This window comes from Sphingomonas panacis (assembly GCF_001717955.1).
GTDB lineage: Bacteria > Pseudomonadota > Alphaproteobacteria > Sphingomonadales > Sphingomonadaceae > Sphingomonas > Sphingomonas panacis.
The window spans coordinates 3,113,674-3,135,642 of record NZ_CP014168.1 but is presented as its reverse complement, the minus strand read 5'-3'; the positions used below and the strand labels follow the sequence as shown (position 1 = coordinate 3,135,642).

Sequence of the window (21,969 nt, the reverse complement as noted above, 5' to 3'; positions counted from 1 at the left end):
GCGCGAAGGTCGGGGCGCTACGCCTCGACCTTCTGCTCGTGCGAGGCGATCAGCGCGTTGAGCACGCGGATACGTTCGCGCGTCTCGGTCGAATCCTGCGACGGATAGGTCTGGATCTTGTCGAGAAGGATGGCGAGTTCCTTCTTCCACTCGGCCTGGTTGTTCTCGGACATTGGCACTCTCCTTTTATGCTCTCCCGCCGATATGGGGAGCCTTGCGGCGGTGTCCAGCCGGGCCGCGCGCGCATCTCGCCTTGCCCTTCGCACGCGCTTCCGCTATGCGCGCCGCCTTCCGGTCAGGGTCATCCCTGGAGGCCTGAGCGGATTTGAACCAACGTATTTCGGAGATCTGCAATGAGCGAACAACTGACGCTCGCAGCCGAGACGCGCGAACAGGTTGGCAAGGGAGCCTCCCGTTTGCTTCGTCGTGAAGGCCGCGTACCCGCCGTCGTCTATGGCAACAACCAGGAACCCCTGGCGATCCACGTCGAGGAAAAGGCGCTGATGCGTCTCCTCATGACGGGTCACTTCATGAATTCCCAGGTGATGATCGAAACCGGCGGCAAGACCGTCCGCACGCTCCCCAAGGACGTTGCGTTCGATGCCGTCACCGATCGTCCGGTTCACGTCGATTTCCTGCGCATCGGCGCGCACACCACCGTTCACGTCAGCGTGCCGGTCGTGTTCACCGATGAGGACGAGGCCCCCGGCATCAAGACCGGCAAGGGCGTGCTCAACATCGTCCAGCACGAGATCGAGCTGGTCTGCGACGCGGCCGCGATCCCCGACGACATCACCATCTCGCTGGCTGGCCGCGAGATCGGCGATTCGATCCACATCTCGAACGTGACGCTGCCCAAGGGCGTGACGCCGGCGATCACCGACCGCGACTTCACCATCGCGACGATCGTCCCGCCGACCGTGCCGACCGTCGCCGACGAGGAGGCTGATGCCGCCGTCGCCGAGGCGCAGGCCGCCGAGGCAGCACCGGAAGCCGAGTAATCGAACGAAAGCCCTCTCCCCTCCGGGGAGAGGGTTGGGAGAGGGGCAGTAACGGGCGCTGCGCTCTAGCACTGCCCCTCTCCCCAGCCCTCTCCCCAGAGGCAGGGCAATCGCATATGAAATTTTGTGTCGCAAACCGGGCTTTTCGCAATTTTCGCGTTGCGCGGAAAAGTGCCGATTTTCGGGATTTGGACTTTCCGAATACTCGGTTTCCGGCGATTGGATTTCCATATGCGATTGCCCTGCCCCAGAGGGGAGAGGGAGACTTTAGTGCAAATCTGGGTCGGTCTCGGCAATCCGGGCGCGCAATATGCGCTCAACCGCCACAATGTCGGCTTCATGGCGATCGACACGATCGCCGATCTCCACGGCTTTTCGCCCGTCAAGAAGGCGTTCCAGGGCTGGACTCAGGAAGGCCGCATCGGCCCTGACAAAATCCTGCTGCTCAAGCCGGCCACCTTCATGAACGAAAGCGGCCGCAGCGTCGGCGAGGCGATGCGCTTCTACAAGCTCGACACCGGCGACGTCACCGTCTTCCACGATGAACTCGATATCGCGCCGTTCCGCGTCAAGGTGAAGGTCGGCGGCGGCACCGCCGGGCATAACGGCCTGCGCTCGACCGAGGCGCATATCGGCAACGCGTTCCGCCGCATCCGGCTCGGCATCGGCCATCCCGGGCACAAGGACAAGGTTTCGCCCTACGTGCTCGGCAATTACGCCAAGGCCGAGATGGACCCGCTCTCCGACATGCTCGGCGCGGTCGCAGCCGAAGCGCCGTGGCTCGCCAAGGGCGACGACGTGCGCTTCATGAACGATGTCGCGCTACGCCTTGGAGACGGCAAATGACCATCCGCACCCTGTTCGCGACTCCGGTGTATGAGGGCAGCCTCGCCGATCCGCGCATGCTCGAGGAACTGGAGCAATCCTGCCTGATGTTCGCGCAGGAGGACCGCGCCGGGCGCGCGTGGTCGAAGCAACACAATTACCGCGGCTACACCAGCTATGCCTCGCTGGGCGACCTGCCGCAGCGCGACCCCGCCTTCAGCGATCTCGCCAAGAAGCTCGCCAAACACGTCGCCGCCTTCGCGGAAGGCTGCGCGTTCGATCTCGGCGGGCGCAAGCTCCGGCTCGACAGCCTGTGGGTCAACGTCCTCAAGCCCGGCGGCATGCATTCGGGGCACATCCACCCGCATTCGGTGGTGTCGGGCACGCTTTACGTCGCGGTGCCGCCGGGCGCGGGCGCGATCCGCTTCGAAGACCCGCGCCTGCCGCTGATGATGGCCGCCCCCACCCGCCGCGAGGATGCCCCCGAGGCGCAACGCACCTTCGCGCACGTCGCGCCGGAACCGGGGACGATCCTGCTGTGGGAAAGCTGGCTGCGCCACGAGGTGATCGCCGGCACCGCCAAGCAGGACCGGATCAGCATCAGCTTCAACTATAGCTGACGCCTACTCCGTCATCCCAGCGCACGCTGGGATCTTACTGGGGAACGCGCGCGGCCGACAGCGGGAGACCCCAGCTTGCGCTGGGGTGACGACGCGGCCATCTGGCAATCCTGCGCCGCACTCGCTATCGGCGGCACCATCTCGCGCCCGTTGTGGCGCACCAGCATTTCAAGGACGAGAATATGGGTTTCCGCTGTGGTATCGTGGGCCTGCCCAATGTCGGCAAGTCGACCCTGTTCAACGCGCTGACGCAGACGGCGGCGGCGCAGGCGGCGAACTATCCGTTCTGCACGATCGAGCCGAACGTCGGCAACGTCACGGTGCCCGATCCGCGGCTCGACCAGCTTGCCGCCGTCGCCGGATCGGCCAAGATCATCGAAACGCAGCTCGCTTTCGTCGACATCGCCGGGCTGGTGCGCGGCGCCTCCAAGGGCGAGGGTCTGGGCAATCAGTTCCTCGGCAACATCCGCGAGGTCGATGCGATCGTGCATGTGTTGCGCTGCTTCGAGGATGGCGACGTGACGCATGTCGAGGGCAAGGTCGATCCGATCGCCGACGCCGAGACGGTCGAGACCGAATTGATGCTGTCCGATCTCGAGAGCCTCGAAAAGCGCGTGCCCAACCTCGCCAAAAAGGCGGCGCAGGGCGACAAGGAAGCCAAGATCGGCGTCGCGGTGTTGGGGCAAGCGCTCGAGCTGTTGCGCGAGGGCAAGCCCGCACGCCTGACCGTCCCCAAGGACGAGGAGGAAGCGCGCGTGTTCGCGCAGGCGCAGTTGCTCACCTCCAAGCCGGTGCTCTACGTCTGCAATGTCGATGAGGGCGATGCGGCGAACGGCAATGCGCTGTCCGCGCGAGTGTTCGAAAAGGCCAAGGCCGAGGGCGCCGAAGCTGTGGTCGTCTCCGCCGCGATCGAGGCCGAGATCGCGACGATGCCGGCCGACGAGCGCGGCGAATTCCTTGATGAACTGGGGCTGGAAGAGACCGGCCTCGCCCGCGTCATTACCGCCGGGTACAAATTGCTCAAGCTGCTGACCTTCTTCACGGTCGGCCCCAAGGAAGCGCGCGCGTGGACGGTGCATGTCGGCGCCAAGGCCCCGCAGGCGGCGGGCGAGATCCACACCGATTTCGAGCGCGGTTTCATCCGCGCCGAGACGATCGCCTTCGCTGATTACATCGCGTTCAAGGGCGAAGCCGGCGCGCGCGATGCGGGCAAGCTGCGGCAGGAAGGCAAGGAATATGTCGTTCAGGACGGCGACGTGATGCTGTTCCGCTTCAACGTCTGAGTTTCCGCGCTACACTGTCTTGAAGATGTCGCAGACCCGGCGCAGGGGGCGGTGATGCGTTGGTATAGCAAGATCGCCGTCGCCGGGCTTTGCGCGGGCCTTCAGGCCTGTGTCACGCCCCCGGCAGCAGCCCCCGCCCCGCCCGTTGCGTCCGCCGCCGAAGCGGCACGGACGCCGGTCACCATATTGATCTCGATCGACGGGTTCCGGGCGGATTACCTCCAGCGTGGTGTGACGCCCAACCTGTCGGCGCTCGCGGCGGCGGGGATCAGCGCGGCGATGCGGCCGTCCTTTCCGTCGAAGACCTTCCCCAACCACTGGACGATCATCACCGGCGAGCGGCCCGATCGCAATGGCATCGTTTCGAACACTATGGAGGACGTGCGCCGCCCGGCTGAAACCTTCACCATGGCGACGGACGACCCGTTCTGGTGGAGCGAGGCCAAGCCGTTGTGGGTCGATGCCGAGCAGGCCGGCATTCGCACTGGCGCGCTGTTCTGGCCTGGCTCGAACGTGGCGTGGGGCGGTGCGGTCAAGCCCAACGGCCACGGCGCCACCACCGGCGGGACACGGCCCGAGGACTGGATGCAATTCAACCAGGCGGTGACGAGCGAGCAGCGCGTTAACGGCTTGCTCGACTGGATGCGTCGCCCGACCGCGATCCGCCCGCGTTTCGTCGCCATGTACTTCGATACCGTGGACAGCGCGGGGCATGATTTCGGCCCCGACGATGCCCGCACCACCGCCATCGTCGGCGCCGTCGACGCGCAGGTCGGCAAGATCGTCGCGGGCTTGCGCGAACTCGGCCAGCCCGCCAATTTCGTCATCGTCGCGGATCACGGCATGGCCGCGACCAGCAGCGCACGCGTGATCGCGATCGACTCAATCGCCAACCCCGCAGACTACCGCATTTTCGAAACCGGGCCGTTCGCCTCGCTAACGGCGGTGTCCGGGCACGAAGCGGCGCTGGAAAAGGCGCTGTTCGCGCGTCACAACCATCTGCAATGCTGGCGCAAGGACCAGATTCCGGCGCGCTTCCATTATGGCAGCAATCCGCGCGTCCGGCCTTACTTCTGCCTCGCCGAGCCGGGCTGGGAAACCGCCAAGACCACGCCCGACAAAGCCCGCACCGGCGGCAATCACGGCTATGACAATATGGCGCCCGAGATGCTCGCGCTGTTCGTGGCGAGCGGGCCGGCGATCAAGCCGGTCGGCACGCTGCCGTCGTTCGACAATGTCGATGTCTATCCGCTGCTGCGCGATCTGCTCCACCTGCCGCCCGCGAAGGGCGTGGACGGAGACGATGCGCCGTTTCGGGCTGCGCTCAGGCGCTAGCGTTATTGTCGCAGGATCGCGACGAAGCGGGCGGCCGGGCATAAAGTGCCGCAGCCGGGCACGCTGAGCACCTGTTCGAACGGCGCGCCGCCGCCAGCCCGCAGCGCCGTGAGCGGTTGCGCACGGTATTTGACACGCACGAACGCCCTCCCCGCCGCATCGCGCAATCGCTCGATCACGATCGCACCGCCGGGCGCTGGATCGTCCGCCGCATAGCCAGGCACGTGCCAGTGGACACCAAGCAGCCCGCCAAGATTGGCGATCTGCGTGTCGTGCGCGGAGAACACCGTCACGCGTGCCGCCTCGCGCTCGGTCAGCGCCGCCGCGATGGTCGGGGTTATCAGCGCCAGATTGGCGCGTGCGACCGGCATAGGCCGTGCGAGCAGGCGGAATTCGAGCGCGTGAAGTTCGGATAGCGCGGTCACGTCGGCGGCACTGGCGCGGCCGAAGCCGACGTCGGCCATGGGCTTGCCGTCGGCATATTCGAGCAGCAGCACTTGCGCTGCAGTCGAAGCGAAATCGAGCGCGCCGCGCAGCTTGGGGCGGCTGGTCACGGTCGCGTCGGTGAGGCCGGTCGGCGTCCGAGTCACACCGCACGCGGGCTTACGCGCGCAGAGGATCGTGTCGAGCTTGCGCAGCAACGGGGCGTAGCGCGCGTCGAGCGCCGCCACCCCGCCCGGCCCGATCGCGGCCTTCACCGCCGCGTTCACCGCCACCGGGTCGAGCGTCGCGCCCCTGCCAAGCGGCGAGAAGACCGGATCATCGACATCCTGCGGCTTGTGCGTGCTCGGCAGCGTGCAGCCCGGCGCGAAACCTGACGCCCAGGCATCGGCGGTGGCGATGGTGCGCTGGTCGCTGTCGGCGATGATCGCGACCGATCCCGCCGCCGGGCAGCCGTTCGCCGGCAACAGCCCCGCCGCGACGAAGCCTGCCCGATCGGCGGTGCCAAGCGCCGTCACGGCGACCGTGCCGTGCGCGGTCAGCCAGCCCGGCGGCACCGCCCAGTCCGGCCAGCGCTCTGGCGTGACGCTGGCCGGCATCGCGGGCGCCTTGGTGGGCGGACGGACGCCGTGACGCATCATCAGCACGACGCGGTCGAGCTTGAGCGTCGGGGTTTTGGCGAGTGCGGCACTGCTGCCAAACCCGGCCAGCGCGAGAGCAAGAGTCAGGCTTGAACGGCGCATCGACGTACCTCTTCCATAGTCCCCGTTCGTCCCGGGGGTTGGATGCATCCGCTAAAAGTGCAGTTGCACACCACCCCGCAGCGAATAGTCGTAGCGCTCGCGTTCGACCAGATTGGCCTTGGTGCCGATGAAGCGGCGCCACGGCGCGTCGGTCAGGTTGGTGCCATCGGCGAAGATCGTCACCATCGGCGTGATTTGATAGCTGGCATGCACGTCAAGCTGGCCGTTGTTGTCGGTATACTCGTCCGCCGCCGCGCTGCCGCCGAGCAAGTCGAGATATTTCGACCGATAGCTGTAGGCGACCCGCGCCGCGAAGCCGTATTTTTCGTAGAAGAGCTGCGCGGTGCCAATGTCGTGCGACTGGAAACCGAGCGGCAGATCGCCCGCGCGGATGCCCGGCGCGGTCGCATGCCCCTCGACATGCGTGTAATTCGCCGAAACGCCAAAGCCGCTGAGCAGACCTGGCAACCACGTGAACTGGGTCTGCGCGTTGAGTTCGATGCCGTACACCACTTCGCTGTCGGCGTTGATCGGCTGCGATACCTGCGCGACCGGATAGGTCACGCCCGCAAAGCTGGCGTTCGTGACGCGGGCGCTGCTCGTGTAGATCGGGTTGTCGATATGCTTGTAGAACAGGCCGATCGCGAACACGCTGTCCTTGGTCGGATAATATTCGAGCGAGGTGTCGAGGTTGACGGACTTGTACGGCTTGAGATCCGGGTTGCCGAGCGAAATACCCGGTACCGCATCATCGGTGACGACGACGAACGGCGCGAGATTGGGATAGTTCGGTCGGCCGATCGCGGTCGTCACTGCAGCGCGCATCAGCACGTCCGGCGCGATATCCCATTTGGCGTTCAGGCCGGGAAACACGTTCGTATAGCTCTTGCCGCCGAAGCGGTTGTAGCCGTCGGTCAGCTTCGAAGCGGCGTTGACCACAGTCGCCTTGGTCTTGTCCTCGGTATGCTCGATCCGCACGCCCGGGATCAGCGTGAGCGGCCCGAACTTGAGCGTCGCCATCGCATAGCCGGCGATGATGCTTTCGCTCACGTCATAATCGCTCGACAGCGAATCGGCGAGCGTCGCGGTCGGGTCCAGCTTGAGCGTGGCCGGGTTAGCCTCGACATAGGCACGCGCCTTGAAATAATCGATACGCTGACCGAAGCTGTACATGCCGTTGTAAAAGCCGGTGTCGCCGACATACCCCAGATTGGTGAGCGCCAGCACGGTGCCACCGGCCTTGTAGTTGGTCTTGTCCTGATTGTTGAACTTGCGGCGATCGAGATACTTGCCGCCGATCTTGACACTGCTGTCGTCGCCGATCGCGATCGGCAGTGTGTAATCGACCCGCGCCTGCCAGATTTCCTCATAGGCCTGGCGCCGATCGAGATTGAATTTGGTAAGCGCGAACTTGCTCGGATCGGTGAAGCCGGGCGTGCGTGGGGTGAAGCTGTAGGGATCGGTCGAGAGATCGTAATCGACCGTCAGCCCGCTTTTGGCGGTCGCGAAGGTGAACTCGCTGCGGATCGGATCATCCTTGACCGCCTTGGTGTAGCCGCCCGATGCCTCAAGTTTGCCGCCACCGACGTTGAAGTCGCCGCCCAGCGTCACCGACTTGGTGTTGTCGTCCTCCTCGCGCCGCCGCACCAGAATCGTACCGGTCGCCTTGAACACGCCATTGGTGGCACTGGCAGGGGCGATGCCGGTTTCGCTGCCGATGCGGTTCTGGTCGCGCGTCTCGTGGTCGGTGAATTTCGAATAGCTCGACCGGATATAGAGCTTCACGTCGTCCGACGGGCGGTAATCGACATTGCCGACCACGCCGAGCCGGGTTCGGACGAGATTGTAGTCGCGCAGGCCGTTCTGGTCCGGAATGCCGGTGCCCCATGCTTCTGATCCCTGGAAGTTCTCCGACTCGATCGGCCGACGCGAATAATTGGCGGAGACTACGGCGCCGAATTGCTCGTTGGCGCCGAAGCGGCCGCCGACCTGCCCGTCGACCTCCCACGGCGTCTTGCCGTTGAGCTTGCTCCACCCGGCCGAACCGCGCGCGCCGAGGAAGAAGCGCTCGCTGCGATCATAAGCGTTCAGGGTGCGGATCGCGACTTCGCCGCCGATCGCATTGGCATCCTGGCTCGGCAGCAGCGACTTGGAGACGATGACCGACTGGATCATCGCCGAGGGCAGATCGTCGAGCTTGACCTGCCGGCCGTTCGGCTCGGGCGCGGGCAAGGTCTGGCCGTTGAGCGAGACGTTGACGAGGTTGGGGTCGATGCCGCGAATGATGACGTACCGGCCCTCGCCCTGATCGTTGGCAACCGAGAGACCCGGAAGGCGGCGAACCGCCTCGGCAACATTCTGGTCGGGCAGCTTGCCGACATCGTTGGCGTAGAGCGCCTCGACGGTGTTGTCGGCGTTCCGCTTCTCGGCGACCGCCTTGCGCTGGCCTTCGCGCGCGCCGGTGACGACGATGTCGGGCGCCGCGTCGTCGCTCGCGGCCTCCGGTGCCGGAGCGGCCGGCGCGGCTTCCGTGTGCGCCAGCGCGGGTGCGGCGAAGGCGCCCGCAACGACCGCGCACGCGGCGGCACGCGCGAGCAGCGCGCTTTTGATCGGCTTCATCGATGGTCCCCCACAATCCCTGCGGGCGCGCTAGGCAACGTTCGCGACGTGCGCGCGACACGGCGGTTACGGTTTCGCGTCAGCCGTCGCGAACGGCCTCAGCCAACCGGCGTCTTGCGCACCGGCACGTCGAGGTTGCACAGATCGGCGTTGCCCGCCGGCACGGTGAAGAACGGCAACCCGCGATTGGCGCGCGCCTCCAGCGTCCGTGCGAATTCGGGCGCGGAGGGCTTGAGATATTGATAGGACAGCCGCTCGCCAGCCGGGAGGTCGCTCGCGATCGCGACCCGGCGGATCGGCACATTATCGGCGGCATTCTCGTACAGGCCGAGCCCCCCGCCCGTCCCACGCTTGCGCGCCGAGAACGTCGCCATCCCGTCGATCACGCGCCCGACCACCGCGATGTTGCGATCGAGATGGCGCGGCGCATGGCCGATGACGGTGTACAGATCGCCGCCCGTCCCGACATCGGGCGCGAGATCCCGCGCGACCCCGACCATACCATAGCAATGCGGCAGCCACTGCGAGCGCCCGTCACCCGCCACCGCCCAGCCTTCGACGGTGAAGCCGGTGACGGCGGCATAAGCGTCCTTATATCGATTGGCGACGATCGGATGCGCCGACGCCGGCCATTCATATTCGGCGGGCGGGTGAAGCGCGATGCCGGCGGCGGGCGGCTTCTTGCTGGTCGGATCGCCCCATTGCGTGACGTAATTGTCCTGCACGCGGTAGATCGCGCCGCCCTGCCACCAGCCGCTGCGCGCGATCGTGCGGATGTTGGCGACATGCACCGGCGCGAGCGTGGACGCGAGCCAGATCACCCCGCGCTGGCCATCGGCGAAGTCGATGACCAACAGATCCTCGGGTGCGATGGTGGCCCAGGACGACGCCGGCGCCGCTGCCGCGATCTTCGCGGCGGTCGGCTTCGGCGGCGGCTCGGCGCCCTGTGGTGCGGCGGCGAGGGCGAGGAGCATGGGCAGGATCATCGGCATGGGCGCGACCCTGACACGACGAACGGCCAGCACGCAATCCTCACGCGCCGCTTGCGCTGCCCGCACCGACCCGATAGGGGCCACCAATCCCAGGTAATGCGGAGCGGTGGCCGAGTGGTCGAAGGCGCTCGCCTGGAAAGTGAGTATACGTCAAAAGCGTATCGAGGGTTCGAATCCCTCCCGCTCCGCCATCACTTCAGAGGTTACGTTGGCAATCGCCGCCAGCGCGGAATGTAGTCGCCGCTTTGAAAGCCGCGGCTTTCGCGTCCGATCTTGTCCGAAATCTGTGCATCAAGTGCCGCCATCGGAGAATCGGCGCGGATCGCGCGCTGAAGGCTGACAACCGGCTGCGTTGGGCATGCCGCGAGACGGCAGCCGCGCGCCGGGTCGCATCACACAAAAAGCCGGTCAGTGCCCCAACAGGAACCTTCCATAGCTGTCGAAGGTTGGGTCGGCTATGGTGGGCGCCAAGTGCGGCACGAGGCCAGCGTATCAACTGCAAGGGTTCGTTGAGGGTGACAGGTTCGGGGCGGCGCGCGAGCGGCGGCGGGACGTATGACTTTGCCGCGGGTGGCGGCGAACTGGGGGACCGGATCGCGCGCTTCGACTGGGCATCGACCAGCATCGGCCCGGTCGAAGGTTGGCCCGCCGCGATGAAGACGATGCTTGCCTTCGTGCTTCGCTCGCCGGTGCCGATCGTGACGCTATGGGGCGACCGCGGCGTAATGATCTACAACGATGCTTATCGCGCCTTCGCCGGCGCGCGGCACCCCGGCATCCTCGGCACCGACGTTCTCGAAGGCTGGCACGAGGTCGCCGAGTTCAACGCCAACGTGATGCAGAAGGTCTATCGGGAAGGCGGAACGCTCTCCTATCAGGATCAGGAACTGACACTGGTCCGCGATGGCACCCCGCGCGTGCTGTGGACCAACCTCGAATATTCGCCCGCGTTCGATGAGAACGGCCGGCCGATCGGCGTGGTCGCCGTCGTGATCGAGACCACCGAGAAGGTGCTCGCCAGCCGCCAGTTGGAGGACGACCGCAACCGGCTCTGGACGATTTCGCGTGACCTGCTGCTGGTCTGCACGATGGAAGGCACGATCACCGCCATAAACCCTGCCGCGACCCGCATGCTGGGCTGGGCCGAAGCCGAACTCGTCGGCATCGCCATTTCGGAACTGGTTCATCCCGACGATCTCGCCAATACCATCGCCGAATTGGAAAAGGCCAACCGCGGCGAAATGACGCTGGCGTTCGAGAACCGCTATCGCACGCGCGATGGCGCGTATCGTCTTCTCGCCTGGACGGCGGTGCCCGACGGCAGCCGAATCCACGCCGTGGGCCGCGACATCACCGACGAACGTCAACTCGTCCGCGACCGAGACCGGATCTGGAAGCTGTCGCCGGTGCTCAAGGTGGTCACGGACTCGAACGGCTGCATCTCCGACGTCAACCCATCGTGGACGCAGAAGCTCGGCTGGACGCGTGACGAGACGCTCGGCCGCCGAAGCGCGGATTTCATGGTGGACGACGAGGACCGATGGATCGAGCGAGTCGAGGCATTGCGGGCGGGCACACCACTCCCGGAATATCGCACCACGCTGCTCGCCAAAGACGGCGCGCACTATGTCATCCAGTGGACGACGGTGCCGGAGAACGGCACGTTCTACGGCTTCGGGCGCGATGTCACCGCTGAAATCGAAGCCGCCGCAGCGCTCGCCGAGACCGAGGCCGCACTTCGCCAGTCCCAGAAGATGGAAGCGGTCGGCCAGCTCACCGGCGGCATCGCGCATGATTTCAACAATCTCCTGCAAGGCATCACCGGCAGCCTGGAGATCGTCCAGCGCCGCGTCGCGCAAGGGCGGATCGACGAACTTGACCGTTTCATCGCCGGCGCATCGACCGCCGCCAACCGCGCCGCCGCGCTCACGCACCGGCTGCTCGCTTTCTCGCGCCGCCAGCCGCTCGATCCCAGGCCGGTCAAGGCCAACGCGCTCGTCGCGTCGATGGAAGACCTGCTGCGCCGCACGATCGGCGAACGGATCGACCTCGAGTTCGTGCTCTCGGGCGGTCTGTGGACGACGAGATGCGATCCCAACCAACTCGAAAGCGCGATCCTGAATCTCGCGATCAATGCGCGCGATGCGATGCCCGATGGCGGCAAGCTGATTATCGAGACATGTAACGCGCATCTCGACAAAGCCTATGTCGCGCGGCAGCGCGGTGTGAAGCCGGGGCAATATGTGTGCCTGAGCATCACCGACACCGGCACTGGGATGGACGCCGACACGGTGAGCAAGGCGTTCGAGCCGTTCTTCACGACCAAGCCGATCGGCCAGGGCACCGGCCTCGGCCTGTCGATGATCTACGGATTCGCGCAGCAGTCTGAAGGCTATGCCAAGATTTATAGCGAAATCGGCCACGGAACGACGTTCAAACTCTACCTGCCGAGATATCGCGGCGGTGCTGAGGAGGAGGACGCGCCACCGCCGACCGCCGCGCTCCAGCAGGCCGAGGATGGCGAGGTCGTGCTCGTCGTCGAAGATGAAGCCGTTGTGCGCGGACTGATCCTCGAGGAGCTTCACGAACTGGGGTATGCCGCGCTGGAGGCCGTCGATGGGGCGAGCGGGCTTGAAATGCTGCGCTCGAAGCGGCGGATCGACCTGCTGATAACCGATATCGGCCTGCCCGGTCTTAATGGCCGGCAATTGGCCGACGCGGCTCGCGAATTACGACCCGGGCTGAAGGTGCTGTTCATGACCGGCTATGCGGAGAATGCCGCGCTCGCGTCCGGGTTTCTGGAACATGGCATGGAGATGATCACCAAGCCGTTCGCTATGGAAGCGCTGGCGAGCCGGATTCGCGCGATGCTGGAGACGCAGTGAGCGGCGGGAACGTCGCCTTTCGGCAGGGGTTCTATCCCTTGGAAACTGGAGGCGATCATGACCGACAAGCAACCCACGCACGCCGATGGCGGCGAAAAATCCAAGACCGTCACGCCCAAGGCCGGATCGGCCGGCGAAAGCGGCGGCGGCGCCTACCCCAACCCACACACCGGCAAGGATGCCGATGGTTTCGACGGCGGGCAGACCGAGAAAGCGTACAGCGGACCGAAGAACCCGAACGCGACCACTGAATAGGGTGATCGGCGCAAACTTCGTAACATGGATCGATTGCGGCGAGATCGCCGGGAACCTGCGCAAACGTCAGGGGATTGTCACGCGATGATGATGGCCCTTCCGGCCTGACGAGGAGGACACAGTGGCGACCCGTGCCCGCACAGACCACCACAACGTGAGCGCGAGCCCGTATGTCCTGGCGCTGCGGCAAGCACTGCGGGACGGCGGCACCAGCGCCGTCACGACGTTCGACATCGGCGCGTTATCTGTAGAGGTGCGCGCTGGGCCGGATTCGGTGTGGGCGTTCGTGCGCCGTGCCGGTGCCGGTGGGCTGGCGGTGCGCGCCGCCTATCTCGCCGGCCCTTTCGAGTGCGAACTGCTGAACGCGGACGATACCGAACTTGCCAAGTTGCGGCTGAGCAGCGTCCTCGGTGAGCATATCGTCACCTTCCGGACTCGCGACGATGCGCTCGAATCGTTGCGGATCACCGTCGCGCTGACGCCGGCCACGCCGATTCTCGTTCCGTTTCTGCCGCGCGATCTCTATCCGCTCGATCGCAACGATGATCCGCTGGGGGCGAGCGGGCGGGTCGAGGCCGGGCAGCGTGGGCTCAACGTCGGCGTGCTGTATTTCCACATCGACGAGCCCGCGTTCGGCAACGTCCTGTACTTCCAGAACCTGACCGCGATGAACCCGTATTATCGCGCGACCAAGATCGCACCCGACAATGCGGTCGGCGGGGTGTGGCCCGAACTCGGCTATCTGCCGCCAACCCCCGCGCAAAGCGGCACGCCGCCCACCCATGCGCTTCCCGCCGGCGAGACGGTGACGATGTCCGACGCGATCCTGGTGTTCCGCCACGACGCGCCGCCGCATGAGCGCGAGTCCGCGCGCCAGTTCCTGCAAATGCTCGGCGTCGCGTACAAGCAACTGGCGCTGCCGAACACCGACTTTCACGATTGGGTGGGCCGGGCCGAAAGGACGCTGCGCGATCTCGACGAAGCGCCGGCGGCGACCATTCGCCACTATGGGCATCGTTATATCCACCCCTACACCGCGAGCGAATATCCCGACATCATGGTGCAGATGTCGATCATTTCGGCGCTGCACGATTGGGGCAAATGGACCGGCGAAGAATCACCGCTCAAGAAAGACCTTCAGGCCGGTCTCGGCAAGTTTTACGATCCCAAGCTGCGGACGTTGCGCCGCTATCTGCCCAACGTCGGCAAGGACAAGAACGCCGATGCGGTCGATAGCTGGTATCTTTATCACCCGCTGCTCAATCTCAGCAATCTCGCGCTCGACGGCGATACCCAGGCGCGCAAACTGTTCCTCGATTCGATCGACTACGCCATCAAGGCCGCGCGGCATTTCGACTATGTCTGGCCGGTCCAGTACGACGTGACCGACTTCTCCGTCATCACCGACGTCGCCGGGGCGGATGGCCGGGGGCAGACCGACGTCGGCGGTGTCTATGCCTGGGTCATGCTCCAGGCGTTCGAGCTGACCGACGACAAGCGCTTTCTCGACGAGGCGCGCGCCGCGCTCGATGCCGCGATGGGGCTGCGCTTCAACGTGAACTATCAGGCGAACCTCACCGCCTGGGGCGCTGCCGCCTGCATGCGCCTGTGGCGGATCACCAACGCGCCGGTGTATCTGGAGCAGAGCTACGTCTATCTCGGCAGCTTCTTCCACAATTGCGAGATTTGGGAGAGCCAGCTCGAGCTGGCTGTGCATTACCGCAATTTCCTCGGCGCGACCTGCCTTCAGGATGCGCCTTACATGGCGATTTACGAATGCTTCGAATCGTTCGCGGCATTCGAACGCTATCTCGATGACAGCGGCCCCGAGCTCGATCCCGCAGTGCGGATGCTGATCGCGGAATATTGCAAATATGCACTCGACCGGGCGTGGTATTATTATCCAGACGTTTTGCCGCCCGAGGCGATCTCCCCCGAGCAGCGCGAGAGCAACGGCTATGTCGACCGCAAGCTGTCATTCCCGCTGGAGGATCTGTACCCGGACGGGCAATTGGCCGGGCAAGTCGGGCAGGAAGTCTATGGCGCCGGCGCGGCGTTCATCTTCGCAACGCGCGCATTCACCCATGTCGAGGGCGCGCCGTTCCTGGTGTTCTCGGACCATCTGCTACGCGCGATCGAACGCACCGGCGAGCGTTCGCTGACGGTGACGCTCGACGGCGGCGAGACCTGCACCGCCGCGATAGGCCTGGTGCGCCGGAAGCGGCACAAGCTCGGCAAGAGCCGGGTCACCACGATCGGCGGCGACGTTGTTCGCGCGCACGCCTCGTCGCCGGACCGGGTCGAATACCGCGTGCCGGCGAACGGCCGACTGATTCTTACCTGGGAATGACGACACGCCGGCATGGACGTTTTGCCGTCGTGACACCGCCCCTCGGTGCGCATAGAAGCTTGGGCGTGCAGGCGCTTCGCGATCATTTCAGGCAGCACCGTATGCTGGCGACCTGGTTGCTGACGCTCGCGCTGCTGCTCAAGGTCATCGTGCCGAGCGGCTATATGCTCGATACGTCCGGCGGAGCGATCGGCCTCGTGCTGTGCTCGGGCATGGCGCCGACCCCGGCGGCACCCGCCCATGTCATGACGATGCCGGGCATGACCCATCACGCCACGGACGATACCCGACACGGCAGCAAGAAAGACGGGCAAACGGCCGAGCAGCCGTGCGCCTTTTCCGGGCTGAACGCCGCGTCGCTGGCGGCGACCGATCCGATCCTGCTCGCGCTGGCGATCGCGTTCGTTATCGCTACCGTGTTCCGGCAGGTCAGCCAGAAGCCGGTGCGCGCGCGCGCCTATCTGCGGCCACCCTTGCGCGGACCACCCGTGTACCAGTGACGATCGGCACCTTCGCGCGCGCCTGAGCGGCGCAGCGTGCGCCGATGGCGCGGTCGATGCCGCGCCTCCATCCTTGCTGCACTCGCGCCAACAGGAGTCACTGTGCGCCTTTTTCTGCCTTGCGCGGCGTCGATCGCCGTGCTCGCCGCTTCGGCGGCCTCCGCCCAATCCCCGCCAGACGCACGCCGCGCCGAACTGCTCCGGCAACGCGACGCGATCGACGCCGAGCTGCGCCGGATCGATGCGACCGCCCCCTCCCCAACCGCTGCTCCCGCGTCGAACGCGCCAGCCGAACCGCGCGACATCATCGTAACCGGCAACGCATTGACGCTCACCACCAAAGTTGCCGGCCAGACCGACACCACCATCGCCAATGCCGATTTCCGCAACACGCCCGCAACGACGATCGCCGATATCGTCAAGCTCTCGCCCGGCGTGACCATCACCGGCGGCAACGGCCCGCGCGACGTCGGCGTGTCGATCCGCGGGTCGAACGCGCGCAACAGCTTCGGCGCGCGCAACATCCAGGTGTTCGAGGATGATTTTCCCGTCACCCAACCCGATGGCCTCGCCCGCTTCGACCTCACCGATCCGCATGCTTATGGCGCGGTCGATGTGGTGCGCGGGCCGTCCTCGGCGCGCTACGGCAATTACGCGGTCGAGGGCGCGATCAACTTCCGCACGCGCAGCGGCCGCGACCTGCAAGGCGTCGAGGCGGGGATCGACGGTGGCAGCTTCGGCTATCTCAACGCTTACGCGACGCTCGGCCATGCCGGGCACGGCTTCGATTACAGCGTATTCGGCAGTTTCGCCCGCGCTGACGGTGCCACCGGCCACACCGGCTATCAAACCGGCACAATCAACGCGCTCGCCACGCTCGCGCTATCCGATCGCGACCGCATCACCGGCAAGGTGATCTACAACGAGGGCGATTTCCGGCTCTCGACACGATTGTCGTACAATCAGTATCTCGCCAATCCGTACCAGCAGGACTGCGACCGCGCAGCGACCGCCGCGCCGGGTTGCGGAACAATCTCGGTGCTGGCGAACGGCGTCAATGGCGCGCGCCTCACGCAGACCGCCGCCGAGGGCGATCTCGCCCGCAACGACCGGCGCACGATCGTCGGCGCGCGCTACGAACATGACTTTGCCGCCGGCACGACCTGGCGCACGCAGGCGACCTTCGACAGCCGCGTGGTCTTCCAGCCGACCAGCGCGACGCCGTTCCGTGGCACGCTCAACAGCTACAACATCAGCTCCGACGTGACCGCGAAGACCCGCCTCGCCGGCTTGGACTCGGTGAGCTTCATCGGCGTTTTCTACAATTACCTCGACGCGCAGAATTACTCGTTCAACAAGACGCCCGCCGGACGCAACGGCATCGGCACGCCGACGCAGACCGTGTTCGGCGGGGTGCGCAACATGGGGGTCCGCGCACGCGAGGAATTGAGCCTCACCCCCGACCTCCAACTCATCCTCGGTATCGGCTACGAGCATTCGCAAATCGACATGCGGCAGACCGCCTACGCCTATCCGGTAGGCGCCAGCCCGGTGCTCACCTACATCCCGGCACTTCGCGACTTCGACAATGTCGCGCCCGAGGCGTCGCTGGTGTGGCAGGCCGATCCGGCGCTCAAGCTGCACGCGCGGATCGGCACCGCGTACGGCATCCCGCAATCGGGCCAGTTGTTCGTCACCACCGCAGGCGTGGCCGGCAATAACGCCGATCTCAAGACGCAGACCAACCTCGGCGTCGATCTCGGTGCCGAGGTGAAGCTCGCCGACACGCTCACCGCCGAACTGACCGGTTATTACGAATGGTTCCGCAACGAGCAGGTCACCCAGTCGGCGGGCGTCAACCTGCTGTCGTTCACCACCAACGTCCCGCGCTCGATCCACCGCGGCGTCGAACTCGCGGTGCGCTGGACGCCCCTGCCCGGCGCGCTTCCGGGCGGCTATGTGCAGGCGAATTACAGCTACAACGACCAGCGCTACACCCGTTATACCGAGCGGCTGACCTCGGGCGCGATGTCGGCGGCGTTCGACCGTGCCGATAATCGCATTCCCGGCGTGATCCCGACGTTCGTCAACGCCCGCCTCGGCTACGACACACCCCACGGCGCGCTCGCCGGGCTGGGAGGCTTCGCGGAAGTGACGTACCGCTCACGCTATTTCATCGACAACGCCAATTTGCTGAGTATCCCGGCCTATACATTGCTCAACCTCAACGTGCATTACGATCCCCCGGCGGGTGACGGCTGGTGGTCGCGCATGTCCTTCTACGCATCGGTGCAGAATCTCACCGACAAGACCTATGTCGGATCGGCCTCGATCATCTCCGACAGCCTCAACGCGGCGGGCCAGCAGAACCCGGCCCCGGTGCTGATGACCACGACGGGTTCGCTCTACGCAGGGCAGCCGCGCACCGTCTATGTCGGCGTGAAAGGACGGTTCTGATGGCACCTATTTCGCGCCCGAGCCTCGGCTACAATGCTGTGTGGCGCTGGCATTTCTATGCCGGGCTGTTCTGCGTCCCGTTCGTGATCTGGCTGGCGCTGACCGGCACGATCTATCTGTGGAAGCCGCAGATCGAAGCCTGGCTCGACCGGCCTTACACCCACCTCGCCACCACCGGGCCACTGGCCTCGCCCGACGCGCAGGTCGCCGCCGCGTTGCGCGCGGTGCCGGGGGCGACGCTGCACAAATATGTGCTGCCGCAACGCGACGATGCCGCCGTGCAGATCCTCGTCACGCGCGATCATGCCGACAAGCGCGTCTATCTCGATCAGCGTTCGCTCGCGGTGCTGAACGTGGCGACCGAGGAACAGCGCCCGTTGCGGGTGGTGTTCCACCTCCACGGCGAACTGCTCGCGGGCGCCGTCGGCAGCTATCTGGTCGAGATCGCCGCGTGCTGGGCGATCGTGATGCTGCTCACCGGATTGTATCTATGGTGGCCGCGCGGGCGCTCGGGGCTCGCGGGGGTGCTCTATCCGCGCCTGCGCAGCAACGGTCGGCCGTTCTGGCGCGATCTGCATGCCGTCGCCGGCATCTGGGTATCGCTGTTCGCGCTCGGCCTGATCCTCACCGGACTGCCCTGGGCCAAGGGGTGGGGCAGCTACCTCACCGAAGTCCGGCAGCTAACCGGCACCGCGCGCGGGCCGGTCGACTGGTCGATCGGCGGCAAACCGCCCGCCGATGCGATGAGTGGCGATCATGCCGGCCACGGTGGCATGATGATGGCCTCGGCACCGATCCGGCCCGGCGAGCTTGCCCGCGTGATCGCCACGGTTCGCCCGCTCGCGGTCGCGCCGCCGGTGCTGATCTCGCCACCGACGCGGCCGGGCGCGCCGTGGTCGGTCGCCTCTGATGCCGCCGACCGGCCGTTGCGCAGCGACCTGAAAGTCGATGGCGAGACCGGCGCTTTGCTCAGCCGTATCGACTTTGCCGAGCGCCACTGGATCGACCGCGTCATCGGCTATGGCGTTGCGATCCACGAGGGCGCGCTGTTCGGGATCGTCAACCAACTGCTCGGCACCGCGACCGCGCTGCTGCTGGTTCTGCTCGCCGTCTCGGGCGTGGTGATGTGGTGGCGCCGGCGGCGGGTCGGTCTCGGCGCGCCGACCACGCTGCCAAGACCGGCGTTCGGCGCCGGTCTGGTGGTCGCGATCGTCGCGCTGGGGCTGTATCTGCCGATGTTCGGCCTCACGCTGATCGTCGTGCTTGCCGCCGAAGCGATCGTGCGGCGGTCTATGCCGGGCGCGGCGCGCTGGCTGGGGTTGCGGGCGGCGACCGCCTAAGCGGCGCGCAACGTCACCCGCACCGATTTGTACGATGGCGTGCCGCTGTGGGGATCGTGATCCTCCAGCGGCACGAGGCAATTCGCCTCCGGGTAATAGGCCGCGAGCGACCCGCGCGCGATCGCATACGCCACCGCCGTATAGCCCTCCAGCCGCCGCCCCGGCCCCGCCTCGATATCGACGATAGCGCCGTGCGCCAGACCGAGGTCGGCGAGATCCTCGGCATTGGCGAACACCACGTCGCGCCGGCCGGTGATACCACGATAGCGATCGTTCAGCCCGTAGATGGTGGTGTTGTACTGGTCGTGACTGCGGATCGTGGTGAGCAGCAGGGCGCCCGCCTCCCCGCTCGCGCCGGCGAGCGGATGAGTCAGGAAATGCGCCTTGCCGTCGGAGGTGTTCCACACCCGGTTCGAAGCGCCCACCGTGAGGCGGAAGCCGCCTTTGTGGCGCACGCGCACGTTGAAATCGCGGAAGTCCGGGAACACCGCTTCGATAGCGTCGCGGACACGATCGTAATCGGCGACCAGCCCGTCCCAGTCGATCGCCACGCTGGGCAGCGTCGCCTTGGCGATCTCCGCGACGATCGCCGGCTCCGAGCGCAGATCGGGTGCTGCGGGCTTGAGCCGCCCGCGCGAGGCGTGGACCATCGACATCGAATCCTCGACGGTCACCCATTGCGATCCGCTCGCCTGCTCGTCGTGTTCGGTTCGTCCAAGGCAGGGCAGCACGATCGTCTCGCGCGCGGTGAGCAGGCAAGTGCGGTTGAATTTAGTAAGGATATTCACCGACAGATCGAGATTTCGAAAGGCGGCGAAGCTCGCCTGCGGATCGGGCATCGCCACCGCCAGATTGCCGCCGAGCGCGATCAGGGCCTTGGCGCGCCCGTCGCGCATCGCCGCCAGCGCCTCGACCGCATTGTGGCCATGCGCGCGCGGCGCCCTGATGCCGAAACGCGAATCGAGCCGTGCCAGCATCGCCTCCGACGGAATCTCGGTGATGCCGACGGTGCGGTCGCCCTGCACGTTGGAGTGGCCGCGCAGCGGGCAAATGCCAGCCCCCGGCTTGCCGATATTGCCGCGCAGCAACAGCAGATTGGCGAGTTGCTGGACGTTGGCGGTGCCGTTGGCGTGCTGGGTAATGCCCATGCCGTAGCACAGGATGACCCGTTCGGCCCGCCAGTAGGTTTGCGCCATGCTCTCGATCGCGCCGCGCGTCAGCCCCGATCGGGCGACGATCTCGTCCCAGCCGGTCGAATCGATATCCGCGCGCAGCGCGTCTAGGCCGAGCGTATGCTCGGCGATGAACGCCCGGTCGAGCAGCCCTGCCCCGCCAGCGGCCAGATCGGCGGCATCGGCTTCGAACAGCGCCTTCATCATGCCCTTGAGCATCGCGCCGTCACCGCCGACGCGGACCTGATGATATTCCGACGCCAGTTCGGTCGCGTGCGTGCTGAGCATCTCGGTCGGATGCTGCGGCGATTTGAACCGCTCGAGCCCGCGCTCGCGCAAGGGGTTGGCGACGACGATCGGCACGCCCCGCCGCGCCGCCGCGCTCAGCGTCGAGAGCATGCGCGGGTGGTTGGTGCCGGGATTGTGGCCGATGCAGAAGATCGCGTCGGCGAGGTCGAAATCCTCCAGCGTCACCGTGCCCTTGCCCACCCCGATCGACTGCGGCAGCCCAACGCTGGTCGCCTCGTGGCACATGTTCGAGCAATCGGGGAAATTGTTGGTCCCGTAAGCGCGCGCGAGCAACTGGAACAGGAACGCCGCCTCGTTCGAGGCGCGGCCCGAGGTGTAGAATTCCGCCTGATTGGGGTCCGCGAGCGCCTGCAACCCAGCGCCGATCCGCGCGAACGCCTCGTCCCATGCGATCGGTACGAAATGGTCGGTCGCCTCATCGTAGCGTAGCGGGTGCGTAAGCCGGCCCGCATCCTCGAGCGCATGATCGCTCCAGCCGAACAATTCGGTCGCGCTGTGGCGCGCGAAGAAATCGGGGTCAACCCGTTTGGCGGTCGCTTCCCACGTCACCGCCTTCGCGCCGTTCTCGCAAAATTCGAATGACGAGGTCTTTTTGGGGTCGGGCCAGGCGCAGCCGGGACAATCGAATCCGTCTGGCTGGTTCATCTGGAGCAGCGCGCGTGTGTCGGTGGACGCGCCCATCTGGTCTCGCACCGCCAGCGCCACCGCCTTCAACGCGCCCCAGCCGCCCGCCGGGCCATCATACTGCTCGACCCCGGCAACCGCCCGCTCGGCCTCAGGCGTATCGCGATAATCTGGCACGTCGACTCCTCACACGCTTCACGGTCGATTCTGGCCGCTCG

The 21,969-nt window shown here is 66.0% G+C and carries 16 protein-coding genes and 1 tRNA gene; 12 read left to right on the top strand and 5 right to left on the bottom strand.

What is annotated here, in order from left to right; translation table 11 throughout:
- Positions 1 to 17: 17 nt before the first annotated feature.
- Complete coding sequence (locus tag J0A91_RS14425; protein WP_169833146.1) at positions 18 to 173, bottom strand: hypothetical protein; 156 nt, start codon at positions 171 to 173, stop codon at positions 18 to 20.
- Between the two features lie 180 nt (positions 174 to 353).
- Between J0A91_RS14425 and J0A91_RS14420 the strand changes: the two genes are divergently transcribed.
- From J0A91_RS14420 to J0A91_RS14400, 5 genes are all read left to right on the top strand, one after another.
- Complete coding sequence (locus J0A91_RS14420; RefSeq protein ID WP_069205490.1) at positions 354 to 1,001, top strand: 50S ribosomal protein L25/general stress protein Ctc; 648 nt, start codon at positions 354 to 356, stop codon at positions 999 to 1,001.
- Positions 1,002 to 1,271: 270 nt separating this feature from the next.
- Complete coding sequence (gene pth, locus J0A91_RS14415; protein ID WP_069205489.1) at positions 1,272 to 1,847, top strand: aminoacyl-tRNA hydrolase; 576 nt, start codon at positions 1,272 to 1,274, stop codon at positions 1,845 to 1,847.
- Positions 1,844 to 2,446, top strand: a complete 603-nt coding sequence (locus J0A91_RS14410; RefSeq protein ID WP_069205488.1) for a TIGR02466 family protein — start codon at positions 1,844 to 1,846, stop codon at positions 2,444 to 2,446. The genes pth and J0A91_RS14410 overlap by 4 nt, the downstream gene beginning before the upstream one ends.
- Positions 2,447 to 2,628: 182 nt before the next feature.
- Entirely contained in the window at positions 2,629 to 3,729 is a 1,101-nt protein-coding gene (gene ychF / locus J0A91_RS14405) for a redox-regulated ATPase YchF (protein ID WP_069207346.1), read from the top strand.
- Positions 3,730 to 3,783: 54 nt separating this feature from the next.
- The gene (locus J0A91_RS14400; protein ID WP_069205487.1) at positions 3,784 to 5,064 is read left to right on the top strand and encodes an alkaline phosphatase family protein; all 1,281 of its coding nucleotides are present in this window, start codon (positions 3,784 to 3,786) and stop codon (positions 5,062 to 5,064) included.
- Positions 5,065 to 5,066: 2 nt separating this feature from the next.
- On the opposite strand, the gene J0A91_RS14395 is transcribed toward J0A91_RS14400, so the two are convergent.
- From J0A91_RS14395 to J0A91_RS14385, 3 genes are all read right to left on the bottom strand, one after another.
- Positions 5,067 to 6,248: a histidine-type phosphatase gene (locus tag J0A91_RS14395; protein WP_069205486.1), complete on the bottom strand. Its 1,182-nt coding sequence runs from the start codon at positions 6,246 to 6,248 to the stop codon at positions 5,067 to 5,069.
- A 51-nt stretch (positions 6,249 to 6,299) separates the two neighbouring features.
- Complete coding sequence (locus J0A91_RS14390; RefSeq protein ID WP_069205485.1) at positions 6,300 to 8,867, bottom strand: TonB-dependent receptor; 2,568 nt, start codon at positions 8,865 to 8,867, stop codon at positions 6,300 to 6,302.
- 98 nt (positions 8,868 to 8,965) lie between these two features.
- Positions 8,966 to 9,859 (bottom strand): peptidylprolyl isomerase, encoded by an 894-nt coding sequence (locus J0A91_RS14385; protein WP_069205484.1) that lies wholly within the window; start codon positions 9,857 to 9,859, stop codon positions 8,966 to 8,968.
- Between the two features lie 100 nt (positions 9,860 to 9,959).
- Here J0A91_RS14385 and J0A91_RS14380 point away from each other — a divergent pair.
- The 7 genes from J0A91_RS14380 (at position 9,960) to J0A91_RS14350 (ending at position 19,646) form a co-directional block, all read left to right on the top strand.
- Positions 9,960 to 10,050: transfer RNA gene (locus J0A91_RS14380), tRNA-Ser, on the top strand.
- A gap of 324 nt (positions 10,051 to 10,374) precedes the next feature.
- Positions 10,375 to 12,744 carry a PAS domain S-box protein gene (locus J0A91_RS14375; RefSeq protein WP_240502025.1) on the top strand — a complete coding sequence of 790 codons (2,370 nt, stop codon included), beginning with the start codon at positions 10,375 to 10,377 and terminating at the stop codon, positions 12,742 to 12,744.
- Between the two features lie 57 nt (positions 12,745 to 12,801).
- Positions 12,802 to 12,999: a hypothetical protein gene (locus J0A91_RS14370; protein ID WP_069205483.1), complete on the top strand. Its 198-nt coding sequence runs from the start codon at positions 12,802 to 12,804 to the stop codon at positions 12,997 to 12,999.
- 121 nt (positions 13,000 to 13,120) lie between these two features.
- Complete coding sequence (locus J0A91_RS14365; RefSeq protein ID WP_240502024.1) at positions 13,121 to 15,349, top strand: hypothetical protein; 2,229 nt, start codon at positions 13,121 to 13,123, stop codon at positions 15,347 to 15,349.
- A gap of 101 nt (positions 15,350 to 15,450) precedes the next feature.
- Entirely contained in the window at positions 15,451 to 15,849 is a 399-nt protein-coding gene (locus J0A91_RS14360) for a DUF2946 family protein (protein ID WP_069207343.1), read from the top strand.
- A gap of 102 nt (positions 15,850 to 15,951) precedes the next feature.
- Positions 15,952 to 18,306, top strand: coding sequence for a TonB-dependent receptor family protein (locus J0A91_RS14355; RefSeq protein WP_069205482.1), 2,355 nt, complete (start codon positions 15,952 to 15,954; stop codon positions 18,304 to 18,306).
- Positions 18,306 to 19,646, top strand: a complete 1,341-nt coding sequence (locus J0A91_RS14350; protein ID WP_069205481.1) for a PepSY-associated TM helix domain-containing protein — start codon at positions 18,306 to 18,308, stop codon at positions 19,644 to 19,646. The genes J0A91_RS14355 and J0A91_RS14350 overlap by 1 nt, the downstream gene beginning before the upstream one ends.
- On the opposite strand, the gene J0A91_RS14345 is transcribed toward J0A91_RS14350, so the two are convergent.
- Positions 19,643 to 21,928: an FdhF/YdeP family oxidoreductase gene (locus J0A91_RS14345; RefSeq protein ID WP_069205480.1), complete on the bottom strand. Its 2,286-nt coding sequence runs from the start codon at positions 21,926 to 21,928 to the stop codon at positions 19,643 to 19,645. The two genes, J0A91_RS14350 and J0A91_RS14345, sit on opposite strands and share 4 nt — an antisense overlap.
- Positions 21,929 to 21,969: the final 41 nt, after the last annotated feature.

What these genes read in the sequence shown, in the direction of transcription:
- J0A91_RS14425 (WP_169833146.1), bottom strand. Translation starts at nt 173, where the DNA reads ATGTCCGAGAACAACCAGGCCGAGTGGAAGAAGGAACTCGCCATCCTT.
- J0A91_RS14420 (WP_069205490.1), top strand. Translation starts at nt 354, where the DNA reads ATGAGCGAACAACTGACGCTCGCAGCCGAGACGCGCGAACAGGTTGGC.
- J0A91_RS14410 (WP_069205488.1), top strand. Translation starts at nt 1,844, where the DNA reads ATGACCATCCGCACCCTGTTCGCGACTCCGGTGTATGAGGGCAGCCTC.
- ychF (WP_069207346.1), top strand. Translation starts at nt 2,629, where the DNA reads ATGGGTTTCCGCTGTGGTATCGTGGGCCTGCCCAATGTCGGCAAGTCG.
- J0A91_RS14400 (WP_069205487.1), top strand. Translation starts at nt 3,784, where the DNA reads ATGCGTTGGTATAGCAAGATCGCCGTCGCCGGGCTTTGCGCGGGCCTT.
- J0A91_RS14395 (WP_069205486.1), bottom strand. Translation starts at nt 6,248, where the DNA reads ATGCGCCGTTCAAGCCTGACTCTTGCTCTCGCGCTGGCCGGGTTTGGC.
- J0A91_RS14390 (WP_069205485.1), bottom strand. Translation starts at nt 8,867, where the DNA reads ATGAAGCCGATCAAAAGCGCGCTGCTCGCGCGTGCCGCCGCGTGCGCG.
- J0A91_RS14385 (WP_069205484.1), bottom strand. Translation starts at nt 9,859, where the DNA reads ATGCCGATGATCCTGCCCATGCTCCTCGCCCTCGCCGCCGCACCACAG.
- J0A91_RS14370 (WP_069205483.1), top strand. Translation starts at nt 12,802, where the DNA reads ATGACCGACAAGCAACCCACGCACGCCGATGGCGGCGAAAAATCCAAG.
- J0A91_RS14360 (WP_069207343.1), top strand. Translation starts at nt 15,451, where the DNA reads ATGCTGGCGACCTGGTTGCTGACGCTCGCGCTGCTGCTCAAGGTCATC.
- J0A91_RS14350 (WP_069205481.1), top strand. Translation starts at nt 18,306, where the DNA reads ATGGCACCTATTTCGCGCCCGAGCCTCGGCTACAATGCTGTGTGGCGC.